Here is a 16696-nt window from a genome sequence, read left to right as displayed (position 1 = left end):
TTCGCAGTTGAATTCGGGGGTACTGATTAGAAGGGAGAGAAACCACAATTTTTTTACCCGGATCGCCTTCAACGTAAAAACGCACCACATAAATCTGACTATTTACAGGGTTTGAGTCTGCATTCTGACCCGATCCAGAGATGTACATCCCTGGAAATTTTACTTCCATATTTTCGGGAATTATTTCTAGCGCATGAAAAGGGCTCGAATAAATAACTAGACCGATATAGAACGCATATTTGGATAGAACACTCATAGTAAAAGTGGCTGCTATAAAACAGCCACGATATTACACTGGTTTCATTTAATTACTGGTAAGTTACATCTACTGCAACGTTAGCAGTATATGTACCAGCAACTAATGTCGCACTTGAAGTACGTGCTGTACCACCAATATTAAGGTCTGCAGTACCACCCGTAAGCGTAATAGCATTATTAAAGTCAAATTCAGCTGCAATCGTATTAGCGCCATTAACTAAGTTAGTATTAGAAATACTGACTGTTACTGCATCACCAGACTCACCAGAAAGCGTAAATGCCGCAGCTCCAGCATCACCTTGAGCGATGACAACGTCTGTTGTGTTGTCTGAAGTGATGATACCGAAGTCAAGATCACTGGTTTTTGTCATTGTAATTGCTTGTTTTACTTCTAGTGTTGCATCAAAAGTGTCACTCACAGCGAAAACGTTCGCTGAAGAGATAGAAAGTGCAGATACAGCAACAACCTTAAAGACTTTGTTCATTTCTTTAATCCTTTATATAAAATCGGCTTTATTATTAGGGTTACCTAATAGTCAATCAAAGTTAACAATTAAGTAACAACAATCCTATTTAGAAAATATATATATTGACACTTATTTATAAAGAAAAGAGACGCAGTGAGAATAAGATCACGCAAATTGATATAAATAACACTAACGAAAATAATGGTATTAGAGTATTTCAACCAATTAGATATAAAACTGGTTTTACATTTAACACCGTTATTTTTGTACGTCATTGTTTTTATAAAAATCACGTTAACTAAAATCTTCATCGAATAAAATAGAAGTCTAATACCCTATTCTATTCAGATGAATCATCTATATAGATCACCATGTTGCAATACAGTCTCAAAAATGACACAAAGTGATATTTAAATGATGTTGTAATAAATTTGAAATATTAGCACTTTTTTTATATCCAATTTAGAAACAAGTTTTAGAAAGTGCTACAAATGAGAACAGTAGAACTCACCAGTCAAATTGAAACCAACAATCATAAATACCGAAAATTTAATTAGAAACAAGGTGATTATATTGCAGTTAGGCTGCTTGCGTAGGCACAGATCAAGCACACAGTGAGGCGATTGAAACATCAGGGATGCAATTTATACACAAGTACAGCGGTTAAACATGAGTTCATACGCGACAAGCCTGTTTCTAGTCATAAGACTTCAAAGTAAAAGACAAACAAACTCGCGCGCGGCAAGACCCTAAATCAGACTCATCGATCTACAATGGCTTACGCAGTTGACAGAACAAAACAGACAAAAGAGTTACGGTTAAATAGCCACAATGGGACTACAAAGCTTCTTCATCGACTCGATTGGATAGTAAAGCACCGTTTTCCGGCAATTTATTTGTGATCTGGGTTGCACGCGTACCGCATCCTATCAGATACTGAATAAAACTAACCTTCAGCCACAGTAAACGTTCTGCGCTAGCTGTTCAGGAAATTCAATGAGTTCAGATAATCAGCCGACCTACTTCTTTTTCGATTACGAAACATGGGGCGTTAGCCCAGCCAAAGACCGTCCGAGTCAGTTTGCGGGTGTTCGTACCGACCAAGATTTCAATGTTATTGGAGAGCCTCTGGTTATCTATTGCCAACCTCCTGCTGATTACCTCCCTGCGCCAGAAGCAGCACTGATCACTCGTATCACACCACAAAAAGCAGCTTCACAAGGCCTCCCTGAGCCTGAGTTTATCGCCAAGATCCACGCTGAGTTAGCGAAACCAAACACCACCAGCCTTGGCTATAACAGCATTCGATTCGATGATGAGGTAACGCGTTACACCTGTTACCGAAACTTCATCGACCCATATGCATGGAGCTGGCAGAACGGCAACTCACGTTGGGATCTGTTAGATGTAATGCGTGCTGTTCATGCACTGCGTCCTGAAGGTATTGTTTGGCCAGAGAACGAAGAAGGCTACCCAAGCTTCAAGTTAGAACACCTATCTGTGGCAAACGGCATTGAACACGAGAATGCGCACGATGCGATGGCCGATGTGATTGCGACCATCGAGTTGGCGAAGAAGCTAAAAGCTGCACAACCAAAGATGTTCGATTACCTTTACAACATGCGTCATAAGCGCAAGCTAAATGACCTGGTTGATATCGTAAACATGACACCATTGATGCACGTTTCGGGTATGTTTGGCCGTGACTGCAACTACACAAGTTGGATTGTGCCTATGGCTTGGCACCCAACCAATCAAAATGCCGTTATCGTTGTCGATTTAGCTAAAGATCCGAGCCCATTATTAGAGTTGGATACTGATGAGCTCAGAGAAAGGCTCTACACCAAACGCAGCGAACTAAACGAAGACGAACTGCCTGTACCAATCAAATTGGTTCAATTGAACAAGTGCCCTATTCTTGCGCCAGCCAAAACGCTGACCGCTGAAAATGCCGAAACCATCGGTATCGATCGTCAACAATGCTTGAAGAACTTGGCACTGCTACGTGAACATCCGGAGATCCGCGAAAAGCTAATCGGCCTGTACTCGCAAGAGCGAGAGTACGAAAAGAGTGATGATGTAGATACACACCTATATGATGGTTTCTTTTCACCTGCTGATAAAACAGCGATGAACATCATTCGCGAAACTGACCCAAATAACTTGGCAGCTTTGGATATCACCTTTAGTGACGAACGTATTAAACCGTTACTGTTCCGTTACCGTGCGCGTAACTTCCCATGGACGCTCGACGAAGCTGAGCAATTGAAATGGGCAAACCATTGTCGTGAGTTTTATGAGAGCCGCTTAGAAGAGTACATGCTCAACCTTGAAAACCTCGCGCACGAACATGAAAGTGACGAGAAGAAAATGGCTATCCTGAAGGCGGTTTATCAGTACGTCGAAAAGTTAGCGAGCTAATTTCATTATCAAGAGACGTAACACTTTGAAAGAAAGATTAATCCAACTGGTTTACTGCTTAATCTCCTTCACCTTAATCATAGGTGCACTTACAGCAGGTAACGCGTTACAGCACTTTTTGGATACCTCAATCCCAGGCAGTATTTTTGGCATGTTGATTCTGTTTGCCGCCATGGTGATTGGTATTGTTCCTTCGCACTGGGTACAGCCCGGTGCAAGCTTGATTATCCGCCTAATGATCTTACTGTTTGTTCCAATAAGTGTTGGCTTGATGGAGCACTTCGACATGCTCATCGCGAACGCATTGCCAATTATGGCCAGCGCCGTTGGTGGCACGTTACTCGTGTTAGTGTCCCTGTCATGGTTCTTAGACCGCTTGCTTTCGAGAGGTAACTGACCATGTGGATTCTACTCACCATCGTGGTATTCCTGTTTGCCCGCTGGGTAAGCCAAAAAGTGAACTCACCGTTGTGTAATCCGCTACTGATCAGCATTGGTATCATTATTCCGATTCTTACGTTCTTTAAAGTACCGTTTGAGACTTACTATGCTGATAACACCTGGATTACCTACATGCTTCAACCAGCGGTCGTAGCGCTTGCTTACCCGCTTTATGAACAGTTACCTCAAATCAGAGCCAATTGGCGCATCATCACCTTTGCTTGCACGCTAGGCAGTGTGATGTCGATGACAACAGCAGCATTAATCGCAGTGGCGTTTAAAGCGGATTTAAGCTTGATTGCGAGTTTGTTAGGTAAGTCTGTCACCACACCAATTGCTATGGAAGTATCGAGCCACTTAGGTGGTGAAGCAGCAATTGCGGCAATACTGGTATTGATTGTTGGTCTGTTTGGAGCCATTTTTGCTTATCCAATCTACAATCTCATTGGTATTAAGAGCCCTATCGCCCGTGGTTTAACCATGGGTACCGTGTCTCACGCTTTAGGGACAGCAACGTGTGCTGAAAAGAATCAGGAGGATGCAGCATTCAGCTCTTTGGCTCTTGTGCTTTGTGGCGTCATTACTTCCATTATCGCACCGAGTATTTTTTCACTGGTCGTTTGGGCCTATTCTTAACTTAATTGACGGCACAATATGAACAGTAAACCGATAACAACTGTTACTCGATGCTTTTAAGCGTTGTTAATCGCTTATCAGTGTTTGAAAGATCGAATCAGCCCAAGCAATACTCTGATTATTTCAGTCATTGCTTGGGCTTTTTTCTCGGATTGAATCAGCAATAACAGTTAAGTCACACCCTATTACAAGCAATAAGTGCGATATAAGCGGTAAAAATGATGCTTGCAATCGATTTCAAGTGTGACCTCACTCTAATTATGCAAACCAATGTAACAACAACAATTCAATAGTGATCTTTATCACAGAAAATTCCTGAGCATTGCATAAACTTAAAGCCTAAGGTCAATTAAGGATTCAACATGAACAGTCGTATTACCCTGGCGCTGGAAAGTGCTCCATCATCAATGAAAGCGCTTTTGAGTGACATCGTATTAGCAGACAACTTTGACGCGACATTGTCTCCAGAACAATTTGCTAGCCTACTACAAGCAAGTGGTTTAGCGGATGACGAGCTACGTATTGCGCTTCTTCCTTTTGCAGCCGCGTATTCTTACGCTCCGCTATCTGACTTTTATGTTGGTGCAATCGTGCGTGGTTTGTCTGGTACTCTGTATTTTGGTGCAAACCTTGAAATCGCCGGTGCTCAACTTGGTCAAACCGTTCATGCCGAGCAATCTGCAATCAGCCACGCTTGGATGAAAGGCGAACAAGGTATCTCAGATATCACAATCAATTTCAGCCCTTGTGGTCACTGCCGTCAATTCATGAACGAACTGACTACAGCGAAAGAGCTTAAAGTTCAGCTTCCTCAACGTGATGAGATGTCACTGCAAGAATACCTGCCAGACTCTTTCGGCCCTGCTGATTTAGGTGTAACAACTGGCCTAATGACGAAGCTTGATCATAAGTACTCGACCGAAGAAACAACACCGATTGTTGTAGAAGCGCTAGCAGCACTAAACCGCAGCCATGCGCCTTACACCAAAAACCTAAGTGGTGTTTCACTACAATTGACATCAGGTGAGATTTTTACGGGTGCTTACGCAGAAAATGCTGCGTTTAACCCGAGCCTGCCCCCTCTGCAAGTGGCATTGATTCAACTTAAACTGGCGGACTTCGATTTTGAACAAATTGAAAGTGCTGCTTTGGTTGAAATCGCAGAAGGTAGCATCAGCCACCTAGCGGATACGCAATCTACATTAGAAGCGATTAATCCTGACATTCCAGTGACTTACTTAGCAATCTAAGTACATCTATTTAACAAACTTTTAAACAAGCAGCCCTATTTAACGGGGCTGCTTTTTTTATGCTTGTAATTAACGCAACAACTTGCGCAAACGTTTGCTTTTGTCATTGAAATAAGTATGATCACCCCGTTTTCAATCAATCGTTAAAAAGATCGGAAGGAATTTCTATGTTTGGTACTGCTACTCGTGAAAATGCTACTCGTGTACTTCTATTAGGTTCAGGTGAACTCGGCAAAGAAGTTGCTATCGAGTGCCAACGTTTAGGTTTGGAAGTTATTGCTTGTGATCGTTATGCAGACGCACCAGCGATGCAAGTTGCGCATCGTAGCCATGTATTAGACATGTTAGACGGCGATGCACTTCAAGCGATCATTGAACTAGAAAAACCAGATTATGTGGTTCCTGAAATTGAAGCTATTGCCACCAGCAAGTTGGTAGAGCTAGAAGCACAAGGCTTAAATGTTGTCCCAACTGCAAATGCGACTAAGCTAACGATGAACCGAGAAGGTATCCGTCGCCTAGCTGCAGAAGAGCTAAAGCTGAGCACTTCTCCTTACCGCTTTGCAGACACCTTTGAAGACTTCGCCGCGGCTGTTGAATTCGTTGGAATGCCTTGCGTTGTGAAACCAGTAATGAGTTCGTCAGGCAAAGGCCAAAGCGTTATCAAAACAGAAGAAGACATTCAAAAGTCTTGGGACTACGCACAAGAAGGCGGTCGTACTGGCGCAGGTCGTGTAATCGTTGAGGGCTTTATTGATTTCGATTACGAGATCACGCTTCTAACTGTTCGCGCTGTTGATGGTGTTCACTTCTGTGCGCCTATCGGTCACCGCCAAGAAGACGGCGACTACCGTGAATCATGGCAGCCACAACTGATGTCAGACAACGCAATTAAAGCAGCGCAATACACAGCTGAACAAGTGGTTAATGCACTAAGTGGCCACGGTATCTTTGGCGTCGAACTGTTTGTTAAAGGCGATCACGTTATCTTTAACGAAGTATCCCCTCGCCCACACGATACTGGCTTGGTTACTTTGATGTCTCAAGATTCATCTGAATTCGCACTGCACGTACGTGCGTTTACCGGTATGCCGATTAAGTCCATCACGCAATATGGCCCATGTGCGTCAGCGGTTATTCTGGGGCAAGGCACTTCAACCAACATTCGTTTTGAAGGCCTTACAGAGGCGCTAGATGCACCACAAACACAAGTTCGCCTATTTGGTAAACCTGATATCGATGGTCGCCGTCGTCTAGGTGTAGCGCTGACTCGTCGCAACAGCACAGAGACAGCAATTGAAGATGCAATTCACAGCGCGTCTAAAGTAAAAGTGATTTACTAACCAGCGATTCAATTCTGAACCAATAAAAAAGACGGGCGATTGAGCCCGTCTTTTTGTTGGTGTTATCTGTTGGCTTAACGAAGCAAACTGAACTTAAGCGTCAGACTCAATCAAATACACTTCTTCGCAAAAACGAGACAAACCTTTCTTGGCAATCTTTGGATGTTCATCGTCCGCAATATCTTGATTGAGCAACGTGATCTTGTAGCCTGCGAACAACTGATCGATCTCTACTTTAGGTACGCTAAACGGAGGCCCTGCCATCTCGCTTTGGTCGTAATCCAGTGTCACCAGCAGGATCTTACCACCCGGTTTCAACAGTTGTTTTAGACGCTCGACATACTGTGTTCGCATATCTTCAGGCAAAGCCACCAAAGAAGCACGATCATAAATAGTATCGACTGGCTGAATTGGCGCTGTGAAATAATCACCCGTGTAGACGCCTAGCTCATCAAATTGGTACAGCTCGTGCTGGCCACTGATTTGAGTCACTGTCGGCGTATAGAAATGCTCAGCGAAAAATGCACGTACGGCTATCTGGCTGAGTTCAACACCTTGAACCTCTTCATGCTTTGAAGCTAGCCAAATCAGATCTTCACTTTTACCACAAAGCGGAACAAACACACTCTTCTCGTAGCTAGGCTCCGTCTTTTCCCAAAATTTAATCAAAAGTGGGTTTACATCTTCAAGGTGGAAACCAATTTGGTTGGCTGCCCATTTATTGTGCCAAAATTCAGGATTATTCATCTTTCGTTCATGTTAAACAGTCATAATGCAAGGGTACAGTATAGAGAAGTAAGAGCAACCTTAGCTTGGGTTAAAGTACCAAATCGGTTTCGATAAAAACAGAAACTGGCTAAGTTCAAAGTTCTGAAAATTGCGGAACTAACGCTTGGATTATTTGTCTATATGTTCACATTTTAAAGCAATATTAAACGTTAGAGTTGGTTTCTGTCTTAGCTAGCCCCATTTAATATGTAGTGAGTTTAGTTAAGCTGTTTTTACTCTTTTGCGTTACTGGTTACCCCTTTTGACTACCCGTTTTTGTAACCTTGTATTTTGGAGTTTGAATGAGTGTATTTCTCCGTACGACGGCCCTAATGCTTCTGGTATTGAGCCGAGCGCCTGCATTCGCAGCAGCACCTGTTTCAACAAGTTCAACTGATCAATCGCGCACAGCGTCATCGCAAAACCAAGTTTCATCAAATGTATTCCGCCATAGCCTAAGCGGCTTGTATGGCATCAAAGCATTCGACTCACGTCCGACTCAGCCATATACCGACTTCGATATTCTGTACAGCAAAGCGCATCAAGGCCAAGCTGAGCTAGAAACTATCTGTAAAAGTACTGCCCTACTCACCAATTCTGAAGCGCTATTTGCTGGCGTTAAATCTCAAGCTCGCGCAGAAGAAAAAATCGCTCTTGAACTTGATGGTGACGTAACAAAAATTACCGACTTAGCACGTGCAACTATCATCGCGAACGATGTAGAAAGCTTGGTTGAAGTCTATGAAGCACTAAGCCGCGAAGCAGACGTTGTTAAGCTGAAAAACAAGTTTAAATCTCCCGCTGACTCTGGCTACCGTGACCTTAACTTGTTGGTTCGATTGCCAAAAACCAACATCATTGCCGAAGTTCAACTTCACCTAAAAGCGATTGCTGATGTGAAAAGTGGTCCTGAGCACGAGCTATACGAAATCATCCAAGGTATTGAGCGTCACGCCATTGCAGAACATCGTCCAATTAACGATATCGAAGCAGCGCAAATCAATAGCCTAAGACGTCAATCTTTAGAGCTTTACCAACAAGCATGGCAACCGTACATTACCACGCACATTAAAGCGGCTTAATCACTGACTAAACCGTTATCATAAACAAGAACGACAAAGGGCTGCATAATCACAGCCCTTTCTTTTATCTACTGTTTTTCTTATCCAACCTTGTAGAAACCAACTTAGCCAGTGTTCCTAGAAAGCCCACCTACTGGTGATAATACTCTTTAGTACGATTGTATAAGTCCAATGGCTTTAACGTCGGGCGCATCCATCCCAGACACGACAAGCAGCGTGTCGACTGAATCTAGCGACAGCTCCAATTGAGCGGGGTCATCATAGTCTCCAGGTCTAACCTCAACATCCAAATGTTTGGCTTTTTCAGGTGTTCTCGCCAAAGCAATAACATCGCTCTTTGGTATTAGTTTTACCAAAGCTTCAACGATTGCCGAACCCAGCTTTCCACTTGACGCTGTTACCGCTATTTTTGTCATGTTGCTTCTCCTGAACGGGATCTTTCTAGTGGGTGTAACTAACTGTAGTTACATATTAGCTTACGCAGAATGCTTAGATAGATATTGCTGAAAACAAAGGCGATGAGTCAGAGGTAATACCAATCACAGTCAGTCAGTGATCAGAAATAGCGTAGGGAAAAGAAAGGAGGTAGAGTTTAAATGTTTGAGAAAGATGACTCGAAGTGAAAGCAGCGTGTTTAGCTCGGACTATGTACAGATACAAAAAGACCACGCTAGGCGTGGTCTATTGCTTGGCTACTTCTCGATTTTTATATTTTCAACTCGGGCCTTTAGTTTTTGTCCCGGTCTAAAAGTAACAACACGTCGAGCAGAAATTGGAATGTCTTCACCAGTTTTCGGATTACGACCAGGTCGCTCGTTTTTCTCGCGAAGATCAAAATTACCAAAACCAGACAGTTTTACCTGTTCGCCATTTTCGAGTGCTTTACGAACTTCTTCGAAAAACACTTCAACCGTTTCCTTGGCATCCCGCTTGCTGTATCCGAGTGTCTCAAACAGGTTCTCAGCCAAATCGGCCTTCGTGAGTGCCATAAAACTTTCCTCAAAGCTATGTTAAACATTGCTACTATCGCCAGTAGCGCCAAAGCATTTACCCTATTCAATCAATGAGATAAGGTCATTTACAAGGAAAGTGTATGCCAAGCTTCTGATTTCCGCCAACTTTTTTATCTTAACTATTTAATTATTCTTTCAAATCAGAAAGATAACTCGCTTAAAATTTCACATATATAGCTAAAAACCATCTACTCAACAGCCATCAAGTGGAGTTATATTTCACTAAAATGGAAATGAACAGAATTTAAAACTTTAGCGACCTAAATAATAATTTTTGAGACTTTTCTCCGATACCCAATAAAATCAGCTACTTGATTTGATACGAGACTCAACAGAGGTTACTAAGTAAGCGTTATTAAATATGAGATTTGTATCATTTCAGAATTTAATTCGAATTGGCCTGAATAAAACCTTACTGAATTACGCTTTCCCACGGAGTTACTTGTTTAGAAGTTAACCTAATAAAGCTCACCTATGCATAAACAACCTAACCAATACAGCTAGTATTGAACATGGCTGGTCGATGCTCCATCTACGTACCAGTTTGCTCCAGAAACAAAACTCGCAGCAGGACTAGAAATAAAGGTTACCACGTTGGCAACTTCATCAGGGTTTGCCAATCGACCCATTGGGTTTCTTTCGAGGACTTTCTGGAAGGTCTCAGGCTCTTCACGCTTACACCTCCCCCAAAGGCCGTCAGCAATATAAGTATCTCCAGGTGAAACGGTATTAACCCTTACCTTACGGACGTAGGTCAAAGCCAGAGATTTCATGTAATGCGCAAGCGCGGCCTTTCCTGCCCCATAAGCATTAGCGTGACAAGCGGTATATCCGCTCGCTTTCGAACCAATATAGGTTATTGCTGCGTAATCCGATTCAAGCAATTTGGGTAAAACCAATGCAATGGCATGCTGCGTTGCACTAATGTCCTTTTGCAGTACATCTTCCCATTCATCAGAAAGTGCACTCACGTTAGGAACAAAAACATCGATGCGAGGAATAGACGCAATCCAAGCTTTCATTTGAGCCGGATCATGGGCGTCAACTACCTTACCAACAACTCGTTCCGCCTTGTTTCCGAGCAGCTCATACAACCTGTCGATTCGATGTTGAGAACGACCACAAAACCAAATGTTCGCTCCTTCGTTGGCAAACCCTTCCACTATTTTCGCCCCAATTCCGCTCGAGCCCCCTGTAACAACAACATTGATATTATCTAATCCCAAATCCATCGTAATCTCTCAAAGTAGTATTAACCATCTAAATTAGTATCGTTAATTGCCCCTTCCTATTCAAAACAAACAACAAAAGTAACACTATGTGATACATTGAGGATATAAATAAGTAACAGGATAAAGTGATGGATACGCTCAACCGAGAAATTTGTAGCGTTATAAAACGGCATTTAAAAAAGACAGGCATCTCTTATAAAGAGGTTTCAGAGTTCACTGAAATGTCTGAAGTGAGTATCAAACGGCTTCTTAATGGCCATCAATCGCTTTCCATTCTCAAGTTACAAAAGATATGCGAATTAATTCAACGCCCTCTATCCGCAATTCTCTCTGAGGCAGAAGAATCATTGGCCTCGACCTCACTATTTACTGATGAACAAGATGCGGCCTTTTGTGAAGAGCCCGCGCTGTTTACTATTTTCCAAGAAATCGTTAATGAAGGGACAAACGCTCAGCAATTAATGGCTCGTTTTGACTTAAACAAACCTTCACTGCATATCTACCTAAGAAAGCTTGAACAGCTAAAACTGATTGCGATGTTATTCGACTTGAAGTTCCATGTCATTGTGCCTTCAAATACGGCTTTCTCTGAACACGCTCGATTTAACGCAACGTTCAAGAATCAAGTCATCGATGCACTGAAACAAGCGGTGCAATATATTAATGCTGACAACAAACAAGCTTACTTTATTACGACCAAATTTAGGCTGACCGAAGAAGAATTTAAAGACTACAACCTTAAACTTGAAAAATTAATGTTAAAGACAGTAAAACTCAGCCAATCACGCAGTCGAATGACCGAAGGGTTAAACGACTATGCCATTGTCGATATGGGCGCCAAGGGTATTTTCCACCCAACACTCAAAAAGCCAGTAAACTTGGTTTAAGAACAGCTCAATACGCTCATTACCCCGTAGTAATTCCTTCGCTGTTATTGCGTAGCGAGCCTCCTCGCTGCGTACCCAATCCAGAACATATATCGATCATCCCCCTGAGTAGTAACCCTAAGCAATGACAACAAAGTTTGTTTCTTACAATAAAATGATATGTTATAACATATCTACATAATTTCTAGTTTTGTGGATTGAATGAGAGATATTGAAGAAATCATTGAGCATGTAAAACAAGGCTGCAAAGTCAGTGGCAAACAATTTACGGCAAAACGACAGTTGATACTGCGAGCCTTGATACACGCCAACAAAGCACTTTCTGCGTATGAAATCGTTGAATATTGTAAAGAGCACTTTGATCAGCATGTTCAAGCAATGTCGGTTTATCGGGTATTGGAATTTCTTGAAGATCAACACTTAGCGCACAAACTGCAAGTCTCTAATAAGTACATACTTTGTGACCATATCCTTTGCGATCATGAACACGGCATCCCGCAGTTTTTGATTTGCTCTAAGTGCGACAAAATCAGCGAGCAAACCATCGCCCCTTCCATCATTCGCGATCTTCAATCTCACGCAAAGCAAGAAGGCTTTACTGTAACAAGCCCCCAGTTAGAGATTAGCTGCGTATGTGATGAATGCGTCGATACATAAGCGCCGAAGCCCGTCAATGTTCACGCTAATGTCTTAAACACTCCCCCAGCATCAGCAGCAATCAAAAAGGAAGAATGAAACGCTATGTCTGCAACACTCATCAAGAATGCCCGCTTGGTTAATGAAGGCATCATTATCGAGTCGGATCTATTGATCCTTAACCAGCGAATAGAAAAAATTGCCAACAACATCGAAGCAAAGCCAGGTGATGAGATTATTGACGCTCAAGGCTGCTATCTCCTTCCCGGTATGATTGACGACCAAGTTCATTTTCGTGAACCCGGCCTCACCCACAAAGGATCAATCGCCTCCGAATCACGCGCTGCGGTTGCCGGCGGCATTACCAGTTATATGGAGATGCCGAATGTAAACCCAGCGACCACCACCATTGAAGCCTTAGAGCGAAAGTTTGATATTGCGGCACAAAGCTCGCTGGCCAATTACTCATTTTATCTTGGTGCAACCGAAGACAACCTCGAACAAATTAAACGTCTCGACCCAACCAAACACTGCGGTGTAAAGGTGTTTATGGGGGCTTCAACGGGTAACCTGTTGGTTGAAGATCCTCAAGCGCTCGATGTCATATTTCGTGACTCTCCGGTCCTTATCGTTACCCATTGCGAAAGCGGTTCAGTCATCGCCCAAAACCAAGAAAAACTGAGAAAAGAGAAAGCAGTTTTCACGATTGAAGATCACCCAATTTTAAGAGATGACAAAGCCTGTTATGCCTCTTCTTCTTATGCGATTGAGCTAGCTAAAAAACACAACAGTCAACTTCATGTGTTGCACATCACAACAGAAAAAGAACTCGCTCAGTTTGAAGCTGGCCCCATTCATGGGAAACGCATTACCACAGAAGCTCGTGTCCATCATCTTTGGTTTAGCAATAACGATTACGCAACGCTCGGCAACCAAATCAAGTGCAATCCAGCCATCAAATACCCAAGTGATAGAGACGCTCTATTAGAAGCTTTGTGTGCGGGCCAAATCGACATCATCGCGACAGATCATGCGCCACATACATGGCAAGAGAAACAAGTTCCTTACGAACAAGCACCTGCTGGGTTGCCTCTGGTACAACACGCCCTGCTGAGCCTTTTTGACCACGTGAGTGCTGGAACCTTGACTGTCGATCAGGTGGTCGAGAAAACCGCACATAACCCAGCGATCCGTTATTCGATACAGGAACGCGGCTATATCCGTGAGGGTTACTTCGCCGATTTAGTATTAGTCGATCCACAAGCGCCAACCTTAGTTAGTAATGACAACAGCTTGTATCAATGTGGATGGTCACCGTTCGCAGGGCATGAGTTCTCCGCTCAGATAAAACACACCTGGGTGAATGGAAGCAGAGTTTATAGCCATCCTGAGGCATCGGCAATTCAATCAGCTCAAGGCAACGACAAGCCGACACCCGCAATGAGGCTCTCCTTTGAACGCTAAAACCTTGACGAAAAAACAAACCACCAACTAAACAAATAACCGCTGGCCAATTGTAAAGATAGACCCAGCGGCATTAAAAAATACAAGAGTTCAATATGTTAAGAAGAAATCCAAGCGGCCACATGCCTGAAGTATCAGAGACCGCTTTCATTGACCCGACCGCCATCATCTGCGGGAAGGTAATCATTGAAGACAACGTCTTTATTGGGCCTTACGCTGTGATTCGAGCTGACGAGGTCAATGAACAAGGTGACATGGAAGCCATCATGATTAAGCGTGATACAAATATCCAAGATGGCGTCGTCATCCACTCTAAAGCTGGCGCTGCCGTCACTATTGGTGAACGCTCATCCATCGCTCACAGATCGATCATTCATGGTCCTTGTCAGGTCTGTGACGACGTATTTATTGGCTTCAACTCAGTCGTCTTTAATACGGTAATTAGCAAAGGTTGTGTAATTCGCCATAACTGTGTAGTAGACGGACACGACTTACCTGAAAACTTCCATGTACCACCAATGACCAACATCGGTTCAGGGTTTGATTTGAATAGCATCTCCAAAGTGCCACCTGAATACTCTGCCTTTTCAGAGTCTGTGGTTTCGGCAAACCATACTCTTGTTCAAGGTTATAGGAGAATTGCCAATGAGCTCTGATAAAAAGCCTCTCTTGGGCATTCCAACCAATATCATTACCGGCTTTCTCGGCGTTGGTAAAACTACTGCGATTCTCAACCTAATGAAGAACAAGCCCGCAGATGAAAACTGGGCTATTTTGGTGAACGAATTTGGAGAAATTGGCGTTGATGGCAGTTTGATCCAAGGGAACGACAGCAAACAACAAGTGTTTATCCGTGAAGTACCCGGTGGTTGCATGTGTTGCGCAGCAGGTTTGCCGATGCAAATCGCGCTCAATCAACTGCTTACCGAAGCAAAGCCAGATCGCTTGTTGATCGAACCAACAGGGCTTGGTCACCCTAAAGAAGTGCTACAAGTTTTGTCCTCTGAGCATTACCGAAAAGTTCTCACACTACAGAAGAACGTTACCTTGGTCGATGCACGTAAGCTCTCTGACTCTCGCTACGCAGACCATGACACCTTCAATCAGCAGATCACCATTGCCGATACCGTGGTTGGTAACAAAGTCGACTTATACCAAGACGGCGACGCAGAGAAACTCGCTGAATACGTCACCCAGATTTGTCACCCGAATACCAAACTGATCTTCGCTCATCATGGAAACATCCCTTTTGAAGAGTTTGAAGGAGACACCAACTTTTACCATCATCAAGCTCATGGACACCATCACCATCATAAGCAAGATAAGCCACTCGCTTCAGAATTACCGATGCCAGAGAGCGGTATGATAAAGGCGAGCAACCAAGGTGAAGGGTTTGAAAGTATTGGTTGGCGATTCGCGGCTGACAAAGTGTTCGACCGTCAGCAACTGCTTAAGGTACTAGTTGAACTCGAGGCCGAACGAATGAAAGCGGTGTTCATCACTCAGAGCGGCATCTTTGGTTACAACCTAACGGAAGATGGCCTAACAGAGTGTGAGTTAGATGAGTGCAATGAAACAAGAATAGAAGTCATTGGTTATAGCATCGATATAGACCTAGAAAACCAATTGTTGGCGTGTCAGGTTTAGCCAGAACTGGTTAACCCATACCCTCCTAAAAATCAAAGCCCTATGGATTGATACATTCATAGGGCTTTTAACCAATCAATTATCGTTTCGAAACGCTAGTTCACCGACACCAATCGCTTCTCGGCCAAGGCCATTGCAATATTCGCTTTAGCGTAGGCGCTCTCATTAATGAAATGTGGATAGATATCTTGCTCGCGCTCCCAATAAATATCATAACCAAAGAAAGTCGCTAACAACGGTTCGCCTTGCTTTACGACTTCAAAATCTCTACCACAGATCGCAGGGTGAACTGTAGCAACTCGCATACCATCAGGACCAAGTGGCACATTCACCTCTTCAACATAGAAAAAAGCACTGTAGTCTTGTAACGCTTTAACTTGGTTAAGGTTGTGGTTTTCAACGTAATCAAGAACCAAGGTCAGCATCTGCTTCATCAGTTTCAAGGTATCGAACTTAAGCGACCCATGCGCCTGAGCTCCCACTTCAATCATCACACCACAATCACCTGCTGTGCAAAGGTATGGCTGCTCACCCCACGGTTTTCTATCTTCGAAGAGAATATTGGCTTCCGGCATACGTTGCTTCACATACGCGCCCATTTTTTGGTAGAAAGCATCATTGGAAAACAAGATTAATGTCGCGCCCATATTGCTGGTCGTATTGTGTAAATCAACGATCAATTGCTGCTCTCGATTTTCGTACCTTTCGGCAAACTGACGCGCGACCGCCTGTTCAGCTAAGTCAGAACCACTTTCTTTATCACCTACCGAAAACTGACGGTTTAGGTCTGTATCTATATATCGCACATTCTGTTCTACTGCTTTCGGGTTTACGATAACAGAAGTCGCTGAGAACGTCGAACGATCAGCCCCGTACATGCCCTCTTTTATCAGCTTGTTTAGGTAAATACCTGAGAGCTCATTGCCGTGTGTTCCCGCAACCAGCAAGACTTGTTTAATTTTATCCATGATATCGATATCCAAATGTAGAATAATCTAGCCACCCATTATTGATACGATATAACATAACAGTAATTACTAAGTTTCTCCAGATAAGTTGACCATCTCCGATAAGATAACCTTAAGCAAATTCAATACATAGCTAACACACCCTAGCCTTTCAATACCCGCTTTTTTTAAGGTTCATCGCGG

General features: G+C 43.2%; 17 protein-coding genes and 1 pseudogene. 11 read left to right on the top strand and 7 right to left on the bottom strand.

From position 1 onward, the window contains the following. Positions 1-256 (bottom strand): annotated as a pseudogene (locus BCT34_RS24650) (hypothetical protein); the annotation flags it as partial. Between the two features lie 52 nt (positions 257-308). Beyond that, complete coding sequence (locus BCT34_RS16385; protein ID WP_076653142.1) at positions 309-743, bottom strand: DUF4402 domain-containing protein; 435 nt, start codon at positions 741-743, stop codon at positions 309-311. A 978-nt stretch (positions 744-1721) separates the two neighbouring features. On the opposite strand from BCT34_RS16385, the gene sbcB reads away from it, so the two are divergent. From sbcB to purT, 5 genes are all read left to right on the top strand, one after another. Beyond that, the gene (sbcB, locus tag BCT34_RS16380) at positions 1722-3146 is read left to right on the top strand and encodes an exodeoxyribonuclease I (protein ID WP_076653139.1); all 1425 of its coding nucleotides are present in this window, start codon (positions 1722-1724) and stop codon (positions 3144-3146) included. 25 nt (positions 3147-3171) lie between these two features. Next, positions 3172-3543 carry a CidA/LrgA family protein gene (locus tag BCT34_RS16375; RefSeq protein ID WP_076653136.1) on the top strand — a complete coding sequence of 124 codons (372 nt, stop codon included), beginning with the start codon at positions 3172-3174 and terminating at the stop codon, positions 3541-3543. Between the two features lie 2 nt (positions 3544-3545). After that, on the top strand, positions 3546-4223 hold the full coding sequence (locus tag BCT34_RS16370) for an LrgB family protein (RefSeq protein WP_076653133.1): 678 nt from the start codon (positions 3546-3548) through the stop codon (positions 4221-4223). Between the two features lie 362 nt (positions 4224-4585). Next, positions 4586-5473 carry a cytidine deaminase gene (gene cdd, locus BCT34_RS16365; protein ID WP_102300476.1) on the top strand — a complete coding sequence of 296 codons (888 nt, stop codon included), beginning with the start codon at positions 4586-4588 and terminating at the stop codon, positions 5471-5473. A 167-nt stretch (positions 5474-5640) separates the two neighbouring features. Beyond that, positions 5641-6816 (top strand): formate-dependent phosphoribosylglycinamide formyltransferase, encoded by a 1176-nt coding sequence (purT, locus tag BCT34_RS16360; protein WP_076651474.1) that lies wholly within the window; start codon positions 5641-5643, stop codon positions 6814-6816. 93 nt (positions 6817-6909) lie between these two features. On the opposite strand, the gene BCT34_RS16355 is transcribed toward purT, so the two are convergent. Beyond that, on the bottom strand, positions 6910-7563 hold the full coding sequence (locus BCT34_RS16355) for a thiopurine S-methyltransferase (RefSeq protein WP_076651473.1): 654 nt from the start codon (positions 7561-7563) through the stop codon (positions 6910-6912). A gap of 323 nt (positions 7564-7886) precedes the next feature. On the opposite strand from BCT34_RS16355, the gene BCT34_RS16350 reads away from it, so the two are divergent. Next, on the top strand, positions 7887-8666 hold the full coding sequence (locus BCT34_RS16350; protein WP_012604146.1) for a RelA/SpoT domain-containing protein: 780 nt from the start codon (positions 7887-7889) through the stop codon (positions 8664-8666). Positions 8667-8815: 149 nt separating this feature from the next. On the opposite strand, the gene BCT34_RS16345 is transcribed toward BCT34_RS16350, so the two are convergent. The 3 genes from BCT34_RS16345 to BCT34_RS16335 all read right to left on the bottom strand — a co-directional run bounded on the left by BCT34_RS16345 (position 8816) and on the right by BCT34_RS16335 (position 10911). Next, on the bottom strand, positions 8816-9082 hold the full coding sequence (locus tag BCT34_RS16345; RefSeq protein WP_241902779.1) for an NAD(P)H-binding protein: 267 nt from the start codon (positions 9080-9082) through the stop codon (positions 8816-8818). Positions 9083-9358: 276 nt separating this feature from the next. Beyond that, the gene (gene ihfA, locus BCT34_RS16340) at positions 9359-9655 is read right to left on the bottom strand and encodes an integration host factor subunit alpha (RefSeq protein ID WP_004734853.1); all 297 of its coding nucleotides are present in this window, start codon (positions 9653-9655) and stop codon (positions 9359-9361) included. Positions 9656-10179: 524 nt separating this feature from the next. Beyond that, positions 10180-10911, bottom strand: coding sequence for an SDR family oxidoreductase (locus BCT34_RS16335; RefSeq protein ID WP_076651472.1), 732 nt, complete (start codon positions 10909-10911; stop codon positions 10180-10182). 128 nt (positions 10912-11039) lie between these two features. On the opposite strand from BCT34_RS16335, the gene BCT34_RS16330 reads away from it, so the two are divergent. From BCT34_RS16330 to BCT34_RS16310, 5 genes are all read left to right on the top strand, one after another. After that, positions 11040-11798 carry a helix-turn-helix transcriptional regulator gene (locus tag BCT34_RS16330; RefSeq protein ID WP_076651471.1) on the top strand — a complete coding sequence of 253 codons (759 nt, stop codon included), beginning with the start codon at positions 11040-11042 and terminating at the stop codon, positions 11796-11798. Between the two features lie 201 nt (positions 11799-11999). Further along, the gene (locus BCT34_RS16325; protein ID WP_076651470.1) at positions 12000-12455 is read left to right on the top strand and encodes a transcriptional repressor; all 456 of its coding nucleotides are present in this window, start codon (positions 12000-12002) and stop codon (positions 12453-12455) included. 84 nt (positions 12456-12539) lie between these two features. Further along, the gene (locus BCT34_RS16320) at positions 12540-13898 is read left to right on the top strand and encodes a dihydroorotase (protein WP_076651469.1); all 1359 of its coding nucleotides are present in this window, start codon (positions 12540-12542) and stop codon (positions 13896-13898) included. A gap of 95 nt (positions 13899-13993) precedes the next feature. Next, complete coding sequence (locus BCT34_RS16315) at positions 13994-14554, top strand: carbonate dehydratase (protein ID WP_076651468.1); 561 nt, start codon at positions 13994-13996, stop codon at positions 14552-14554. Further along, positions 14544-15545 (top strand): CobW family GTP-binding protein, encoded by a 1002-nt coding sequence (locus tag BCT34_RS16310; protein ID WP_076651467.1) that lies wholly within the window; start codon positions 14544-14546, stop codon positions 15543-15545. Before BCT34_RS16315 ends, BCT34_RS16310 begins: the two co-directional genes overlap by 11 nt. Positions 15546-15640: 95 nt before the next feature. Here the strand turns inward: BCT34_RS16310 and BCT34_RS16305 are convergent, their stop codons facing one another. Beyond that, positions 15641-16513, bottom strand: a complete 873-nt coding sequence (locus BCT34_RS16305) for an aspartoacylase (RefSeq protein WP_076651466.1) — start codon at positions 16511-16513, stop codon at positions 15641-15643. Positions 16514-16696 lie beyond the last annotated feature (183 nt).

The sequence above is a fragment of the Vibrio sp. 10N.261.45.E2 genome (assembly GCF_002875705.1).
In the GTDB taxonomy this organism is placed as follows: Bacteria; Pseudomonadota; Gammaproteobacteria; order Enterobacterales; family Vibrionaceae; genus Vibrio.
This window is presented reverse-complemented; position numbering and strand designations above follow the sequence as displayed.